The organism is Devosia sp. Root685, assembly GCF_001427875.1.
Classification (GTDB): domain Bacteria; phylum Pseudomonadota; class Alphaproteobacteria; order Rhizobiales; family Devosiaceae; genus Devosia.
Genome location: NZ_LMHK01000002.1, coordinates 226390 through 243374, shown reverse-complemented (window position 1 = coordinate 243374; position 16985 = coordinate 226390). Strand labels below are relative to the sequence as shown.

Annotated in this window: 16 protein-coding genes; 13 read left to right on the top strand and 3 right to left on the bottom strand. The window is 62.2% G+C overall.

Translation table 11 applies throughout. The annotated features are described in order from the left end of the window. The first annotated feature begins 8 nt into the window (after positions 1–8). The 8 genes from ASD83_RS09900 (at position 9) to ASD83_RS09865 (ending at position 9506) form a co-directional block, all read left to right on the top strand. Positions 9–998, top strand: a complete 990-nt coding sequence (locus ASD83_RS09900) for an ABC transporter permease (RefSeq protein WP_056310431.1) — start codon at positions 9–11, stop codon at positions 996–998. Next, entirely contained in the window at positions 998–2137 is a 1140-nt protein-coding gene (locus ASD83_RS09895; protein WP_056310429.1) for an ABC transporter permease, read from the top strand. Before ASD83_RS09900 ends, ASD83_RS09895 begins: the two co-directional genes overlap by 1 nt. A 177-nt stretch (positions 2138–2314) precedes the next feature. Then, the gene (locus tag ASD83_RS09890; RefSeq protein WP_056310427.1) at positions 2315–3331 is read left to right on the top strand and encodes an ABC transporter ATP-binding protein; all 1017 of its coding nucleotides are present in this window, start codon (positions 2315–2317) and stop codon (positions 3329–3331) included. Next, positions 3328–4362: an ABC transporter ATP-binding protein gene (locus ASD83_RS09885; protein WP_056310426.1), complete on the top strand. Its 1035-nt coding sequence runs from the start codon at positions 3328–3330 to the stop codon at positions 4360–4362. Before ASD83_RS09890 ends, ASD83_RS09885 begins: the two co-directional genes overlap by 4 nt. A 2-nt stretch (positions 4363–4364) precedes the next feature. Beyond that, positions 4365–6218 (top strand): DUF2264 domain-containing protein, encoded by a 1854-nt coding sequence (locus tag ASD83_RS09880; RefSeq protein WP_056310424.1) that lies wholly within the window; start codon positions 4365–4367, stop codon positions 6216–6218. Further along, on the top strand, positions 6215–7225 hold the full coding sequence (locus ASD83_RS09875; RefSeq protein ID WP_156385909.1) for a hydroxyacid dehydrogenase: 1011 nt from the start codon (positions 6215–6217) through the stop codon (positions 7223–7225). The genes ASD83_RS09880 and ASD83_RS09875 overlap by 4 nt, the downstream gene beginning before the upstream one ends. After that, on the top strand, positions 7225–8865 hold the full coding sequence (locus ASD83_RS09870) for an acyltransferase (protein WP_056310420.1): 1641 nt from the start codon (positions 7225–7227) through the stop codon (positions 8863–8865). The genes ASD83_RS09875 and ASD83_RS09870 overlap by 1 nt, the downstream gene beginning before the upstream one ends. Next, on the top strand, positions 8862–9506 hold the full coding sequence (locus ASD83_RS09865) for a ThuA domain-containing protein (protein ID WP_056310418.1): 645 nt from the start codon (positions 8862–8864) through the stop codon (positions 9504–9506). The genes ASD83_RS09870 and ASD83_RS09865 overlap by 4 nt, the downstream gene beginning before the upstream one ends. Positions 9507–9606: 100 nt before the next feature. On the opposite strand, the gene ASD83_RS09860 is transcribed toward ASD83_RS09865, so the two are convergent. Next, a complete protein-coding gene (locus ASD83_RS09860; RefSeq protein ID WP_156385908.1) occupies positions 9607–10314 on the bottom strand; it encodes a class I SAM-dependent methyltransferase in 708 nt (235 codons plus the stop codon). A gap of 199 nt (positions 10315–10513) precedes the next feature. Between ASD83_RS09860 and ASD83_RS09855 the strand changes: the two genes are divergently transcribed. Together ASD83_RS09855 and ASD83_RS09850 are read left to right on the top strand one after the other, a co-directional pair. Then, on the top strand, positions 10514–11002 hold the full coding sequence (locus tag ASD83_RS09855) for a ferritin-like domain-containing protein (RefSeq protein WP_056310414.1): 489 nt from the start codon (positions 10514–10516) through the stop codon (positions 11000–11002). A 56-nt stretch (positions 11003–11058) separates the two neighbouring features. Continuing rightward, positions 11059–11280, top strand: coding sequence for a DUF2934 domain-containing protein (locus ASD83_RS09850; protein WP_056310412.1), 222 nt, complete (start codon positions 11059–11061; stop codon positions 11278–11280). 133 nt (positions 11281–11413) lie between these two features. Here the strand turns inward: ASD83_RS09850 and efp are convergent, their stop codons facing one another. Further along, positions 11414–11983 (bottom strand): elongation factor P, encoded by a 570-nt coding sequence (efp, locus tag ASD83_RS09845; RefSeq protein ID WP_056312274.1) that lies wholly within the window; start codon positions 11981–11983, stop codon positions 11414–11416. Between the two features lie 128 nt (positions 11984–12111). Between efp and epmA the strand changes: the two genes are divergently transcribed. After that, entirely contained in the window at positions 12112–13170 is a 1059-nt protein-coding gene (gene epmA, locus ASD83_RS09840) for an EF-P lysine aminoacylase EpmA (protein ID WP_056310410.1), read from the top strand. A 14-nt stretch (positions 13171–13184) separates the two neighbouring features. Continuing rightward, on the top strand, positions 13185–14231 hold the full coding sequence (locus ASD83_RS09835) for a lysine-2,3-aminomutase-like protein (RefSeq protein ID WP_056312272.1): 1047 nt from the start codon (positions 13185–13187) through the stop codon (positions 14229–14231). A gap of 217 nt (positions 14232–14448) precedes the next feature. Here the strand turns inward: ASD83_RS09835 and fabV are convergent, their stop codons facing one another. Beyond that, a complete protein-coding gene (gene fabV / locus ASD83_RS09830; protein ID WP_056310408.1) occupies positions 14449–15618 on the bottom strand; it encodes an enoyl-ACP reductase FabV in 1170 nt (389 codons plus the stop codon). A 228-nt stretch (positions 15619–15846) separates the two neighbouring features. Here fabV and ASD83_RS09820 point away from each other — a divergent pair, with 228 nt between their 5' ends. Next, positions 15847–16974 (top strand): hypothetical protein, encoded by a 1128-nt coding sequence (locus ASD83_RS09820; protein WP_056310404.1) that lies wholly within the window; start codon positions 15847–15849, stop codon positions 16972–16974. The last annotated feature ends 11 nt before the right edge of the window (positions 16975–16985 follow it).

Sequence of the window (16985 nt, the reverse complement as noted above, 5' to 3'; positions counted from 1 at the left end):
GCCCAACAATGGTTGGCTTTATTATTCGCCGTTTCATCGCCATGCTTCTTACGCTGGTGGCTGTGTCTATCGTGGCCTTTGCCATTATCCAGCTGCCGCCCGGCGATTATCTCACCAGCTATATTGCCCAGCTTGCTTCGACCGGCGATCAGGTCGATCCGCGGGTCATCGAGAACCTGCGGCTGCAATATGGTCTCGGCGAGCCGTTCTACGTCCAATATTGGAAGTGGGTGACCGGCATCGTGCAGGGCAACTTTGGGCACAGCTTTGAATGGAAGCGGCCGGTTTGGGAGCTGATCTGGGGTCGTCTGGGCAATTCGATCATGGTCGAGGGCATGGCTGTGATCGTCATGTGGCTGATCGCGGTGCCGATCGGCATCTATGTGGCGGTGCGAAAGTATTCGCTGGGCGATTATCTGGCGACCGTTGCCGGGTTTATCGGCCTTGCCGTGCCCAATTTCTTCTTTGCGCTCATTCTCATGTATCTGGCCTATGTGTGGTTCGGGACGACCATGGGCGGTCTTTTCTCGCCGGAATTCGAGAATGCCCGCTGGAGCCTGCCGCGCATCTGGGACTTTTTGGCCCATGCCTGGGCGCCGGTTCTGGTGCTGGCGACGGCGGGAACGGCGGAACTGATCCGCATCCTCCGCGCCAACCTGCTTGACGAATTGAAGAAGCCTTACGTCGTTACCGCGCGGGCCAAGGGGCTGCCGGAATGGAAGGTGATTTTAAAGTATCCCGTGCGGCTGGCGATGAATCCGCTGGTGTCCACTATCGGCTGGCTGCTGCCGGCGCTGGTGTCGGGGTCGGTGATCGTTTCGGTGGTGCTCAACCTGCCGACGGCCGGGCCGATGCTGCTGCGCTCGCTGACGACGCAGGACATGTATCTGGCGGGCGCGATCATTTTGCTTTTGAGCGTTCTTACGGTCATCGGCACCGTTATTTCCGACATCCTGCTCGCCCTTATCGACCCCAGAATTCGCTACGGGAGCAAGTGATGGCCGTGGATACGTTGCAAACTTCTCTCCCTGTTGCCGTTTCTGGCCGCGCGACGCGCGAAAGCCAGCTGGGGCTGATGTGGCGCCGGTTCAGGCGGCACAAGCTGGCGCTGATCAGCCTCTGGGTTGTCGTGCTGTTTTATCTCGTGGCGCTGCTGGCCGAGTTTCTGGCGCCGACCGACCCCGGCGCCTATAGCGCCCGCTACACCTATGCGCCGCCGCAGGGGATTCATTTTGTGGCGGTCAATGAAGATGGGTCCTGGGAATTCGGGCCCTATGTGAACGGCTACAAGACCGAGATCGATCCGGTGGCGCTGCGGCGGACTTTTGTGATCGACGAAGAGGTGCGGCTGCCGGTGCGGTTCTTTGCCGAGAGCAAGCCGTATATGCTGGCGGGGGTGATCCCGATGTCCATCAAATTCATGGGCGTCGAGAACCCGCGTGACCCGTTTTATATCCTCGGCGCTGATCGGCTAGGGCGCGATATGCTGAGCCGGCTGATCCATGGCACGCGCATTTCGCTGTCCATTGGTCTTGTCGGCGTGACCATGAGCCTGTTCTTTGGCATCGTGATCGGCGGGTTCGCCGGGTATTATGGCGGCTGGTTCGATAGCGCGGTGATGCGCGTTGTCGAGTTCATCCGCTCTATGCCGACCATTCCGCTGTGGCTCGGGCTCGCGGCGGCGCTGCCCAAGGATTGGAGCGCGCTGCAAACCTATTTTGCCATCACGCTGATCCTGTCGCTGATTGGTTGGACCGAGTTGGCGCGTGTGGTGCGGGGGCGGTTCCTGTCATTGCGCACGGAAGATTTCGTGACGGCGGCGCAGCTTGATGGGGCCAGCGATTGGCGCATCGTGACGCGGCATATGGTGCCGAGCTTTACCAGCCACATCATCGCGGCGGCGACGCTGGCTATCCCGGGGATGATCCTGGCGGAGACGGCGCTGAGCTTTCTCGGGCTTGGGCTGCAGGCGCCGATCGTCAGTTGGGGGACGTTGCTGCAGGACGCGCAGAATATCCGCACGCTGGCGACGGCGCCGTGGTTGCTGGCTCCGGGTGTCTGTGTCGTCATCGTCATTTTGGCGCTCAACTTCTTCGGCGATGGACTGCGTGATGCGGCTGATCCTCATGGGCGGTAGTTCGATGATGCAAGAATACCCCTCATCCGCCCTTCGGGCACCTTCTCCCGCAAGGGGAGAAGGAAGGCACAGTGCCGCCCCAAACACGGAGCCTCCCCTCGCCCCTTGCGGGAGAGGGTGGATCGCGCGCAGCGCGAGACGGGTGAGGGGTATCTCTCTGGTTTCAGGAGCAGTCGCATGACCAAGCCCCTTCTTACAATCAACGACATGTCCATCGTCTTCACCTCGCCCGATGAGCCGGACATTGAAGCCGTGCGGCAGGTGGATCTGACGCTGACGCCGGGTAAGACGCTGGCGCTTGTGGGGGAAAGCGGTTGCGGCAAGTCGGTGACGGCGCGGGCTGTGCTGCGATTGCTCGACAAGAATGCCGATATTCGTACCGGCGAGATCGTCTATGACGGGCGCGACGGGCAGGTGGATATTGCGCGGCTGCATCCCGATAGCACGGCCATGCGCTCGATCCGTGGCGCGCAGGTTTCGATGATCTTTCAGGAGCCGATGAGCTCGCTGTCCCCGGTCCATACGATCGGTAACCAGATCGACGAAATCACCATGTTGCACGAACGCCTGACGCCAAAACAGGCGCGGGAGCGGACGGTGGCGCTGCTCGATCAGGTCGGCGTGCCGGGTGCGCGGGAGCGGGCCAATGCCTATCCGTTCGAGCTTTCTGGCGGGTTGCGGCAGCGCGCCATGATCGCCATGGCGCTGGCCTGTACGCCAAAACTTCTCATTGCCGACGAGCCGACGACGGCGCTCGATGTGACGACGCAGGCGCAGATTCTGGACCTGTTGCGGCAGTTGCAGGACGATTTCGGTATGGCCATGCTGTTCATCACCCATGACCTCGGGGTGGTGGCTGAGATCGCCGATGATCTCGCCGTGATGTATCTGGGCGATGTGGTGGAGCAGGGGGATGTTTTTGAAGTCTTCAAGGCGCCGAAACATCCTTATACGCAGGCGCTGATGAGCTCGGTGCCGCGGCTGCAGCGAAAGTCCGAGCGGACGCGGCTGAGCCCGATCAAGGGCACGGTGCCTTCGCCGAAGGACCGGCCGGTGGGGTGTGCCTTTACCAGCCGTTGCCCGCATGCCTTTGCGCCGTGCCCAACCATTCGGCCCGAGCGCACGCTGGTCAGCGAGGGCCATATGGCGCGCTGCCATCTCCTGACGACCGTTAAAGAGGAGGCGCTCGCATGACGACGCTGCTTTCCGTCGAAAACCTCTCAAAAGTCTTCACGCTGGGCGCGGGACTCTTCAAGCCGGGCCGCGAGCTGGTGGCGCTCCACGATATCAATCTCACCGTCGAGGCGGGGGAAACCCTCGCCATCGTGGGCGAGAGCGGCTGCGGCAAGACCACGCTTGGACGCTGCATCATCAAGGCGCAGCCGGTGACCGAGGGGCATGTCTATTACCACCAGGAGGGCGGGGAAAAAGTCGAACTGACCTCGCTCGACAAGAAAGCCATAAAACCTTACCGGCGCGATATCCGCATGATCTTTCAGGATCCGATGAGCTCGCTCAATCCCAATATGCGGGTCTTCGATATCGTCGCCGAGCCGCTGCGGGTGCACAAGATCTGCAAGGGGCGGGAGCTTGAAGATCGCGTTGTTTCAACGCTCGCCAAGGTCGGTATTCCTGCAGATGCCGTGGGGCGCTACCCGCATGCGTTTTCGGGTGGGCAGCGGCAGCGTATCGGCATCGCAAGGGCGCTGGTGCTCGACCCGAAACTGGTGATTGCCGACGAGGCGGTGTCGGCGCTCGACGTTTCCATTCAGGCGCAGGTCTTGAACCTCCTCGATGATCTCAAGGAAGAGTTTGGGCTGACCTATATTTTCATCAGCCACGATCTGGGGGTGGTCAATTACATCGCTGACCGGGTGGTGGTGATGTATCTCGGGCATGTGGTGGAGAATGCGCCGACGGAACTGCTGTTCGAGCGGCCGCGGCATCCCTATACCGAAATGCTGCTCGAAGCCCTGCCCATTGCCGATCCGACGCGGCGCAAGGGGCGGAAGAAGGAATTGAAGGGCGAAATTCCCTATCTCGGCAACCGGCCGCAGGGCTGCCCGTTCCATACGCGCTGCAAATATGCCGAGGACAGGTGCCGGGCTGAAAAGCCGGCTTTGCGTCCGATCAACGGCACGGCCCAGATGGCCGCTTGCCACTTTGCCGAAACACTCAATCTCAAGGGCGCTTACGACGCTGCGCCGCAAAAGGTCTTTGCGTGAAAATGACTTACGATCCGGCCACAGCCAATCCGCTTTTTGGTAATCCGCTTAGGACGCGTGACGATGTCGAAAAAGGGCTTCGCGACCTGTTTCAGCCGCTGCTTCCCTATTTTTCCGAAGGCGGGGCGCGGGTGCGGCTCGATGGGGCGGGGGCGCATTTCGATCGTGCCGCTGCGGACCTCGAAGGCTTTGCGCGGCCGCTCTGGGGGCTGACGCCGCTGGCGGCGGGCGGCGGGGATTTCGACCACTGGGAGATTTACCGGCAGGGGCTCGCCAATGGTACCGACCCTGAGCATCCGGAATATTGGGGCACGGTGAACGGCATCGACCAGCGGCAGGTGGAACTGGCGGCTATCGGCTTTACCATGAAGATGCTGCCGCATCTGGTGTGGGAGCCGCTGCCGCAAAAGGCCAAAGACAATCTGGCCGCTTACCTCAAGCACGCGCGAAAATTCGACTATGCGGACAATAACTGGAAGTTCTTCCGCATTTTGGTCGATCTGGGGCTCGAACAATGCGGGGTCGAATTCGATCGGTCCTATACCGACAAATATCTCGAAGAGCTGGAAGGCTTCTATCTCGGGGATGGCTGGTATCGCGACGGCAATATCCGGCGGATCGACCACTATATTCCCTTCGCCATGCATTTTTATGGGCTGATCTATTCAAAGCTCGCCAATGGCGATGAAAAGCGGGTGGCCGATTACAAGGAGCGGGCGCGGCTTTTTGCGCAAGATATTCAGCACTGGTTTGACGAGGATGGCGGCACCTTGGCCTTCGGGCGTTCGCTGACCTATCGCTTTGCCTGTGGAGGCTTTTGGGGCGCGCTGGCCTTTGCCGACGTCGAGGCCATGCCATGGGGCGTGATCAAGGGGCACTTTCTGCGGCACCTGCGCTGGTGGAGCAAACTGCCGATTGCCAATGGCGATGGGGTGCTGTCGATCGGCTATGGCTATCCCAACCTTTTCATGTCCGAGAGCTACAATTCGGCCGGCTCGCCCTATTGGGCGCTGAAGGCCTTTTTGCCGCTGGCGCTGCCGGCCGATCATCCGTTCTGGACGGCGGAAGAGGTGGAGGCCGATTTCGGGCCCAAGCCGCATCCGCTGAAACATCCGGGCATGGTGATGCAGCACACCAAGGGTAATGTGGTGGCGCTCTCGAGCGGCCAACAAAACTGGCAGATGCGCGCGGGCACGGAGAAATATGCGAAATTCGTCTATTCGAGCCGCTACGGTTTTTCGGTGGAAGTGGACGAGCGCGCCTATCACAACGGCGCCTTCGACGGGGCGTTGGCCTTTTCGGATGACGGGCGCCACTACCGCGTGCGCGAAAGCAATGAGGTGGCGCAGATTGCCGAACACGTGCTGTTCGCGCGCTGGAAGCCCTGGAGCGATGTCGAGGTCGAGACCTGGCTCATTCCCGCGCATCACTGGCATGTGCGGCTGCATCGCATCAACACGCCGCGCCCGCTCCACGCGACCGAAGGGGGCTTTGCCATTGCGCGGGCCGATTTCAACGCGGACGCCTATATCGAAGAGGCAGGGCGTGCGGTGGCCAAGGGGCAGACCGATATCAGCGCCATTCTCGATCTCGGCGGCAAGCGCGAGGGCAGGGCGTTGCGGGCCTTCCCCAATACCAATCTGATCGTCTCGAAAACCATCGTGCCGCAATTGCGCGGGGATATTTTGGCGGGCACGACCGTGCTGGTGACGGCGGCCATGGCGCTGCCGGTTGGGGCCGAAGCGGAGGCGGCGCTGGCGACCCCGCCGCATGCGCCAGATCTGGCGGCGCTTGAGGCGCTCTTTGCCCGCGAGGGCGTCGATGTCTCGGCCATCCTGGTGCCGGAGCGGTTCTGATGGGTCCAAAACTTCTCTTTGCCATGGCGGGTGACAAGACGCGGCACGTCTTTGACGCGGCAACGCTCGACCGCCTCGAACAAAGCTGTGTCCTGTTGGCGCGCGCGCCGGTCGAGAATTTTACCGATCCCGAGGCGCGCCGCCTGTTGGGGGAGGCCGAAATTCTCGTCACCGGCTGGGGTTGTCCGATGATCACGCCGGAGGTGCTGCGGGCGGCGCCGAACCTGCGGCTGATTGCCCATGCGGCGGGAACGGTGAAATTCACCGTCGATCCGGCGGCTTACGTCGCTGGCATCAGGGTGACGCATTCGGCCGAGGCCAATGCGGTGCCGGTGGCCGAGTTCACGCTGGCCTCCATCCTGTTTTCGGCCAAGCACATCTTTACCCTGCGCGATCTCTATCGTGCGGACCCCAGCCGGCGCTCGAGCTATGCGCTGGGGGATAGCGAAATCGGCAATTTCCGGCGCACCGTCGGCATTGTCGGGGCCTCGCGCATCGGGCGGCGGGTAATCGAGCTGTTACGCAATTTCGATTATTCCGTGCTGCTCTATGATCCCTTCGTGCAGGCGGGCGATCCGGACCTCGCGGGGGTTGAACTGGTGGAACTCGACGCTCTGATGGCGCGCTCGGACGTGGTTTCCATCCATGCGCCGTCGCTGCCCTCGACGCGGGGAATGATCGGGGCGCGGCAACTGAAACTGATGAAGGACGGCGCTGTATTCATCAACACGGCGCGCGGCGCGCTGGTCGAGGAGGCGGCGCTGGTCGCCGAATTGCAGACGGGGCGGATTTTTGGGGTCATCGACGTGACCGATCCGGAAATTCCGCCAGTGGATTCTCCGCTGTTCACGCTGCCCAATGTGTTTCTCACCCCGCATGTGGCAGGGGCAATCGGTACGGAACGGCTGCGGCTCGGCCTGATGGCGGCGGAAGAAATCGAGCGGTTCGTCGAGGGCCGCCCCATGCTCTATGAGGTGCAGCCGGAATTGCTGGAGCGGCTGGCGTGATGAATAGGATTAGTCCTCCGCTGCGCGAAGACGACGACTGGCACCACGCCCGGCTGCAGTTCCTCACCTGGGAACGGACGCCAGAGGATATCGACGGCGCCGAGCACCGGGCGCGGCAGGCGGAGCTGGCGCTGCGGGCCGGGGCGAGTTTTGCCCCGGGCGCTTATGTGGCGGCAGATGCGGCGATCTTTACCACCCGTCTGGTGTTGGGCGAGCAGAGCTGGATTGGCGGGCATGCGCTGGTGCGCGGCGATGTGGAATTCGGTGCGCATTGCACAGTCAATCCCTATGCGATGATTTCGGGCAAGGTTCGATGCGGCTACGGGGTGCGGATCGCCAGCCATGCCTCGCTGGTCGGGTTCAATCATGGCTATGATGATCCCGATATGCCGATCTACCTGCAAAATCATGAGAGCCTCGGCATTACCATCGAGGACGATGTGTGGATCGGGGCCAATGCGGTTATCGTCGATGGCGTCACTGTCGGGCGCGGGGCGGTGATTGCGGCGGGGGCGGTGGTCAGCAAGGACGTGCCACCCATGGCTATCGTCGGCGGCATGCCGGCAAAAGTGCTGCGGTTTCGAGGGCGTGGACGCGCCCACGAGGCCCGAAACTGGCTTGAGGCGCTGGGTGATCGGGCGGCGAAGCAATGGCGGGAAGTGCTGGCTTCGAGTTTTGATGGCGCCGAGTATGTCTCGCGAGAGAACGACAATACGGCGCGCAGGAGCAATCGGCATTTGTGCGATGCGATCGAGATTGCGGCCGCGTTTGATGCGCTGCCACCGGGGCTCGACGTGCCGGCGACGCTGGCGCGATTGCAGGCGGTGCAGGATCCCGTAACGGGATTGTTTCCCGATCCATTTCAGCCACCGAGGCCCGGTGTCGCAATGCGTGACGACGGGCTGGCGCTCTATAATGTGCTCTCGACGGGTTACGCCATCGAGGTGCTGGGCGGGCGGCCGCTGCATCGGGTCGAGGCGGTGGAAATTCCGGCGACTGCCTTGCGGGAGTGGCTTGAGGGTCTCGCCTGGCGTGAGAGCGCCTGGGGCGCCGGAGCCGGGGTCGATGCCATCGGAACCGCGCTCTATTTCAATGCGCGATATTTTACCACGGGTACGTCGCGCGAGACGCTGTTTGGCTGGCTGGCCATGCGGCAGGATCGCGGCTCCGGGCTTTGGGGTTCGCAACGGGCGGTCGATGGTTTGCTGCAGCCGGTCAATGGGTTCTACCGGCTGACCCGCGGCACCTATGCCCAGTTTGGCGTTGCCGTGCCACGGCCGGAGGCGGCGATCGATTCCGTGCTGCTCAACCATCGCAATTATGGCGGTTTTTCCGGGCGGACTTATACGGCCTGCAACCTGCTCGACACCATTCATCCGCTGCTGCTCTGTCTGGCCCAGACTGATCACCGGCGGGCGGAGGCGGAGCAGATCGCGCGGTCGGTGATCGCCCGGGCGGGCGAGCGCTGGATCGAGGGGCGGGGATTTGCCTTTGCCGACGGGCAGGAGCCGGGTCTGCAGGGCACGGAAATGTGGTTGTCGGTGGTGCATCTGTCGGCCAGGCTCTTGGGCATCGAGGACGCGTTTGCGTTCGTGCCCAGGGGCGTGCATCGGACTGAGGCGGTGGGGTTGGGGCTATGACAAAAAAAGCGCTCGTCGTCTGGGGCGGCATGGAATTGCATACGCCCGAGCGTGGCGCGCATGTGGTGCGGCAATTGCTCGAGGAAGAGGGGTTTGCGGTTACCGTGACGCCTGATTATGAGGCATTGGGGGCCGAGGATGTCGGCAGCAATGATCTCGTCGTGCCTGTCATCACCGATGGCACGCTGGCGCCGGAAAAGATGGCCAATCTCATCGCTGCTATCCGGGCGGGGACGGGGCTGGCCGGCTATCACATGGGGCTGGCGACGACGTTTCGCGCCAGCGTGCCGTTTCGCTATGCCGCCAGCGTCTATTGGGTGCAGCATCCGGGTAATATCATCACCTACACGGTCGATGTGACGTGCTCCGACCATCCGATCATGGCCGGGATCGAGAGTTTTCAGCATACGTCGGAGCAGTATTATCTCAACTACGATCCGGCGGTTGAGGTGCTGGCGACGACCACGTTTTCGGGGGAGTTTCATCCCTGGCGTAGGGATGTCGTTATGCCGGTGGTGTTTACGACCATGCATGACCGGGGGCGGGTGTTTTATTCCTCGCTGGGGCATACGGCGGACGAGCTGGAAATTCCGCAGGTGCGGACGATTTTGAAGCGCGGATTGTTGTGGGCGGCGCGGTGACCCCCACCTAGCCTCCCCCTGGTAGGGGGAGGGATCTGCCGGCGGCTCACGATCTCACGGCAAGAACCAATACGCCTCCCTCCCTGGGGCTTAGGTGGGGTTACTGCTGTTGCTGCGCCTGCCGTCGCAGCACTTCCGACTCCGGCAGGGCGTTGGCGTATTTGAGTTCGCGATTGGCGCGGGCCCAGAAGGCGGGATGCACGCGGTCGAGGAGGGCCGGGTCGCTGGCGGTCAGGTCGAGGGCCGATGCCGTCGCGTGGTCGAGGAATAAAATAGCGTTTTGGCGATACCAGGCGGGCACGGCTTCGTCGGTCCAGATTTTGTCGCGCAGCACGTCATAGGGTTTGAGGCCATGGGCTGCGAAGTGCATCGCCCAATAGCTGGGCCATTGCTCATTGAGGTGGCCGACGCCGCCCTGGCCGGGAATGGCGGCTGAAAAGAGCACGGCAGGGGCCATGGCGGCGAGATCGGCGACGAAGCTTTCGGCGCGGGCGGGCGAGAGGTGTTCGGCCACTTCGAGCGAGAGGACGAGATCGACCGCGGGGCCGGCAAAGCGTTGTTCGAGATCGCGGCTTTCAAAGACGATGGTGGGATTGTCGAGCATGCCGGGTTTTACCCAATCACCCTCGATGCCGAACTGGTAGGCGGCGCCCGAGGCGGCGAGGAACGTGCCGGTGCCGCAGCCAATATCGGCGACGCGGTTGCGGTTTAGTCCTTCCGGCAGGGCGGCAAAAATCCGGCTGGCGGCGTGGGCCGTGTGGGCGCGGCGATTGGCGTAGAAATCGGCCGGGTAGAGCGATGTCGGCATGAAGCGGATTCTCCTCGTCCCAACTCTATGCGAGGCGCGCTGCGCGGGCCAGATGGTGATCGGCCGGGCCAGATGGTGATCGGCCGGGGCCAGATGGTGATCGGCCGGGACCAGATCGTGATCGCAGCATGCCGGAACTTTGGGCGGCGAGGCCCGTTGGTGGGGCAGCGTCACCCCAAACAAATTCTGGAGACGATAAATGGCTGAAAAGCAGTTGGACGATCTTTTTCTCGATACTCTCAAAGACATTTATTACGCCGAGCGGCAAATCCTGAAGGCGTTGCCGAAGATGGCCAAGGCGGCCACCTCGCCCGATCTCAGGGCTGGTTTCGAGCAGCACCATATGGAAACCGAAGGCCATGTCGAGCGGCTTGAACGCGTGTTCGAATTGATTGGCAAGCCGGCCCGCGGCAAGACCTGCGACGCCATTCTCGGCATTCTCGACGAGGGCAAGTCGATCATGGACGAGTTCAAGGGCAGCCAGGCGCTCGATGCTGGTCTCGCCGCCGCGGCGCAGGCCGTCGAGCATTATGAGATTGCCCGCTATGGCACGTTGCGCGCCTGGGCCAAGCAGTTGGGCTATTCCGAAGCCGCGGAGCTCTTCAGCCAAACGCTGGCCGAGGAAGAAGCGACCGACAAGAAGCTAACGCAATTGGCGACCAGCGTCGTCAATATGAAGGCTGCCTGAGGCGCCATGAGGGTGAGCGGGCAAGCGCTCACCCTCATTTTTTTGCGGCAAGAACAATGCATAAGAATTCGGCGTTGGCGGAACGCCTGCGGGACACGGCCTATTTTTTCTGGGAACAGGATGGGCGGCCAGAGGGCAGGGCAATGGAATACTGGTTGCGCGCCAAGCAGATGCTTCAGCGCGAGCTCGCTTATGACCGCTGGCTGGCCGACGGCACGCCGCCCGATCGCTCGGAACTCTATTGGTATGAGGCCGGGAAAGAGATCGAGGGAAAATGAAAAACGGGCCCGTTGGGGCCCGTTTTTGTTCTGTTCATTTGGAGACGCTGGGCCCTGCGAGCGTAGCTCTGCGGGCCTGATCGCTTAAAATCTCTCCACCGGAGAGATTTTGCCGCCGATAGGCGGCCAGCGATCAGTCCTTCGCACGTTCCACATACGAATTGTCTTCCGTCAGGATGACGATGCGGGTGCCGGCGCCGATATGGGGGGGCACCATGACGCGGAGGCCATTGTTGAGCACGGCAGGCTTATAGGACGAAGAGGCCGTCTGGCCCTTGACCACTGGCTCGGTCTCGACAACTTCGAACGACATGCGCTGCGGCAATTCCATCGACAGCGGCACGCCTTCGAAGGTCATCAGGTGAACCTTCATGCCGTCGGACAGGTAAGCGGCCTGGTCGCCGATGACGTCTTCCGGCGCTACCAGCTGCTCGTAGCTGTCCGGGTCCATGAAGTGGTGCCCTTCGCCATCGGAGTAGAGGTAGTCATAGACGCGGTCATCGACATCGGCCTTTTCGACCATTTCGACCGTGCGCCAGCGCCCGACCACCTTCACGCCATCGGAGATGCGGCGCATGTTGACGTTGGTGATGGAATTGCCCTTGCCGGGATGGACGTTTTCCGCCGTGAGAACGACGTGAAGGTTGCCATCCTGCTCGACCACATGGCCTTTGCGCAGGGACGAGGCGATGACCTTGACCATATTTCTTCCTTGTTCGATCATTGGGCGCGTACTAGAGGCAGAGCCGTCCGCGCGCCGAAAAACTTGTTATCGAGCGCCCGATATCCTATTCCGCGCCATTTCGCCAGTCCGCACGGCAAGAAACCCGCATGACTTCGTTCGACATCGCCGATCCCCAGCCCTGGTGGGCCCCAGAGCGGCATGCCGACAGGCGGCCGATCCTTCTGGCGCGCAACCGCTTTGATGCGGCGGTACGGCTTTGGCTGGGGAACCAGGATTTCCTGGTGGTCGATCCGCCGGGGCTGCAACGCTCGCCGGGGAACGAGACGCATCTCCATGCCTTTGGCACGGTGATGATCGGCAATGATGGGGAGGGGCAGGCGATGTATCTCCATACGTCGCCCGAATTCACCATGAAGAAGCTGCTTGCGGCGGGAGAGCGGCGGATCGCCAGCCTGCAGCATGTGTGGCGCAATCGCGAGCGCTCGGCGCTGCATCATCCCGAATTCACCATGCTCGAATGGTATCGGGTGGGTGAAGCTTATGACGCTGTTATTGCCGATACGCTGGCGCTGATCCGGCTGGCGGCCGAGACGACTGGCATTGCCCGGTTTGAGTTTCGTGGGCGGATTTGTGATCCGAGGGCCGAGGCCGAGCGGGTGAGCGTTGCGGATGCTTTTCTCACGCATGCCGGGATCGATCTGTTGGCAACGATGGATGAGGACGGGGTGCCGGACGGGGATGCGCTGGCGGCGCAGATGCTTTCCGTCGGGCTTGATGTGCCGGAGGATCGGAGTTGGAGTTATCTCTTCAGCCGGGTTCTGGTGGAAAAGGTCGAGCCGCAATTGGGCAATGGGCGGGTTACCGTTTTGGATCGCTATCCGGCTTGCGAGGCGGCCTTGGCGCGGCGAGTGCCGGGGGATCGGCGGGTATCGGAGCGGTTCGAGGTCTATGCCTGCGGGGTTGAACTGGCCAATGGCTTTGGCGAACTGACCGATGCGGGCGAGCAGCGGGTGCGGTTTGAAGCCGAAATGGCGGAAAAGGCGCGGATTTATGGCGAGCGCTATCCGGTGGATGAGGATTTCCTGAAGGCGCTGGACTTGATGCCGGAAGCCAGTGGCGTGGCGCTGGGGTTTGACCGGCTGGTGATGCTGGCGACGGGCACGCCGCGGATCGAGGCGGTGCTTTGGGCGCCGGTGGCGGAATGAGTGCAATTGCCAAAATGCCCGTGAAAGCACGGACGGCTTCGCTCAAGACAGTTGCCGATCTTGAAGCGGCGAGGTTGGTGTCACCGAACTCCGGCCTAGATGCAGTGGCAGAAAAATACGCCATCGGTATCACTCCGGCAGTCCTCGACCTGATCGACCGGAACGATCCCGCTGATCCGATTGCCCTGCAATTCGTGCCTTCTACGGCTGAACTGCAGATGACGCCGGAGGAGCGAGCGGACCCGATCGGTGACCTGTCGCATTCGCCGGTGGAAGGCATCGTCCATCGTTACCCCGACCGGGTGCTGCTGAAGGCCGTGCATGTTTGCCCGGTCTATTGCCGCTTTTGTTTTCGCCGCGAAATGGTGGGGCCGCAGGGGTTGGGGACGCTGACTTCGGCCGAACTCGATGTGGCGATGGATTATATCGCTGAACACACGGAAATCTGGGAAGTGATCCTGACCGGCGGCGATCCGCTGGTGCTGTCACCGCGGCGGTTGGCCGGGTTGATGGAGCGGCTCGCCAAGATCGAGCATGTCAAAATCGTGCGGTTTCATACCCGCGTGCCGGTGGTCGAGCCGGAGCGGATCGATGCGGCGATGGTTGCGGCGCTGACGTCGAGCGGCAAGACCACGTATCTTGCCGTCCACGCCAATCACCCGCGCGAGTTTTCGCCAGCGGCCAAGGCGGCGTTCAAGCTGTTGGTCGATGGCGGTGTGGCGCTCGTCAGCCAGTCTGTGCTGTTGCGCGGCATTAATGACGATGTCGAGACGCTGGCGGCGCTGATGCGGGGGTTCGTCGAGAACCGCATAAAACCCTACTATCTGCATCACCCCGATCTTGCGCCGGGCACCAGTCATTTTCGCATGAGCATAGAAGAGGGGCAGAAGCTGGTCGCGGCTTTGCGAGGGCGGATTTCGGGGCTCTGCCAGCCGACCTATGTGCTCGATATTCCGGGCGGCTATGGCAAGGCCGATATCGGGGCAGCCACGGTTTCGGCCGGGGATGGCTGTTTCAGGGTGCGCGACTGGCGGGGCGAAGAGCACGCCTATCCGGTTTGAAGCGTTGTTTTGCTACGTCCAGTAGTCCTCATGGTGAGGTGCGAAGCGTAGCGCAGCCTCGAACCACGAGGGCGTGCCCCGATGTTTCAGTGCCACGCCCTCGTGGTTCGAGGCCCCGGGTCAGGCCCGGGGCACCTCACCATGAGGGCTACTGTTGTGTTCGCCGAGACGCGATACGCCAAAAAGAAAGGGGCGCCAGCGGCGCCCCCTAAAAGTCTTATTCGACCACGCGGGGGTCGACCTCCTTGCTGTAATCGACGCCGCCGACGGCGAAGCCGAAGAGGCGCAGGAATTCTTCGCGGTACTTTGGCAGGTCGGCCAGCGCGGGCAGCGTCTCGGTGGTGAGGTTGGTCCAGCGCTTTTCGAGTTCCTTCTGCATCGGGGCAGAGAGTTCCCAATCGTCGACACGGATGCGGTTTTCGTCATCCAGCGCCACGTCGCCCTGCAGTTTCTCGCGGAAGAGGCGGTCGATCTGGTGGATCGGGCCTTCGCCGAGGCCCATTTCGTCCTCGACCTTGATCAGCAGCGTGCCATAGAGCGGCACGACGGGGATGGCCGAGCTTGCCTGGGTGACGACGGCTTTGAGCGCCACGACATTGGCTGACTTTTCGCCATGGGTCGCGCGGATTGCCTTGGCCGCGCGGTCGAGGTCGCCCTTGGCCTTGCCCAGCGTGCCCTTGTGGTAGATCGGCCAGGTCAGTTCGGAGCCGAGATAGGTGTAGTTGAGGCTTTGGAAGTCATCAGCCAGAACGCCGGCATCGGACAGGGCCTTGATCCAGAGTTCCCAATCTTCGCCGCCCATGACCTTGATGGTCGCCTGAGCTTCTTCCTCGGTCGCCGGTTCGACGGTGATTTCTGAAACTTCGCCGGTGGCGGTGTTGAGGGTTTTGGAGGTCACCTGCTGGCCATAGGGTTTGATGGCCGAACGATAGGTGACGCCGTCCTTGGGGTCGGTGCGGACCGGGGAGGCGAGGGAATAGACGATGAGATCGACCTGGCCGAGATTGGCCTTGATCGCCTCAATGGTCTCGGCCTTGATCGCGTCGGAGAAGGCATCGCCTTCGATGGTGACGGCCTTGCGGCCGGCGGCGCGGGCGCGGTTTTCGAAGGCACGGTTATTGTACCAGCCGGCGGAGGCCGGGCGGTTTTCGGCCGGCTCGCGCTCGAAGGAGACGCCGACGGTATCGGCATTGCTGCCAAAAGTGGTGACGATGCGCGAGGCAAGGCCATAGCCCGTCGAGCAGCCGAGCACGAGCACGCGCTTGCGATCCGAAGGAATGGCACCCTTGATGACCACATGGTCGATCTGGTGCTGCACATTGGCTGCGCAACCCGTGGGGTGGGCGGTGACGCAGATGAAGCCGCGGATTTTGGGCTCGATAATCATGGGAATTTCTCCTCGATCTTAAGAAGCCAATAGCGGGATTGGCGGCCGAGTTCCAGTCGGTGCGACAGGTTTTGCCCGTTCGACAGGGAGATACCGCGGCGGGTAGCCGTCCCGGGGCGGGAGTTTTTCCACAATTGCGGAGCGTTGAAGGCTGGTTCGTGACTGTTCTCTCCTGTCCTATCGCGCATCGAGTCGGGCCCCAAGGCTGACATCTCAAAGAGGCGGTTCATGTCCCAGGTCACCCTACCACTTCCCAATCGATCGCTCGCCATCGGCAAGCGGCCGTTTTCCATGCCGGCGGCGTTCCTGTTTTCGGTGGTTGTCCTCTCGGCCATGGCGATCGGGCTTGGTATCTGGCAGGGGCCGGGACTTTGGCGCGACTGGCAGATCAACCAGAACCCGCTGACGCTCGACGATTGGGATATGAGCGATGGCGAATGCAGCTCGCGCCGCGGCCTGACCGATTGCGAGGCCGACATTACCTATAGTTACGAGGGGCGGGATTACGCCAAGCACATCTCCCTCGCCTTCCTCGATTTTTCGAGCGACGACTATATGGTCGATGTCGTCATTTCGCGGAACGATCCGGAACTGGCGACGCTGAGCCTCGGGCTCGACATGTTGTGGAACCGGCTGGCGGTGTTTGGCGTGTTCATGCTGCTGTTTGGTGGCGGCGCCATCGGCATGATCATCAATGCATTGCGGGCAATGGGCGCCAATCGCGCCGCAGCGGTGCCGGGCCGGCTGACGCTGGTGCCGGTCGAGATCGCCGAGTTGAAGAAGGTCCCGGGCGGCATGGCCGTCTCCTATATCGATCACCTCAAGGGGCGCTCGAAGCGCACGACGCGCACGCATTTTGCCAAGGGGCAGGAGCCGCTGATCGGGCTCGACGAGACAGGCAAGCAGGTGGGTGTCGCGGTCAAGCTCGACCACGTGGCCATTCCCGTTTTGCTCGACCGAAACCTTGAGCGCGTGGAATTGACCGATATCGAGCGTCAGGCGGCGCTGGCGGCCTTTGATGCCGAGCAGGAGCAGCGCGGCGCCAAACTGGCGGCCAATCCGCCGCCGAAGGCGAAGCGGGGCCCCAATATCGTGCGCGGGCTGCTTGCGGGTGGCGCTGTGCTGGTCCTGGCCGTCGTCGCGTTTTTCGGCTTCTGGCTTTACTATGTGACCACGGCGCCGGATGCCTTCGATGCCATCGGCATCGAGATCAACAATATCATGCCCGAACCGCTCAACACCTGGGGCTGCGAGCAGCTTTATGCGCGGTTTGGCGACGGCAACGCGCCCTATGGCTGCACGGCCGACGATTATGTGAGCTGGAAGGTCGCCAAGACCGCGAGCAAGGTGAAATGAAAAAGGGCGCC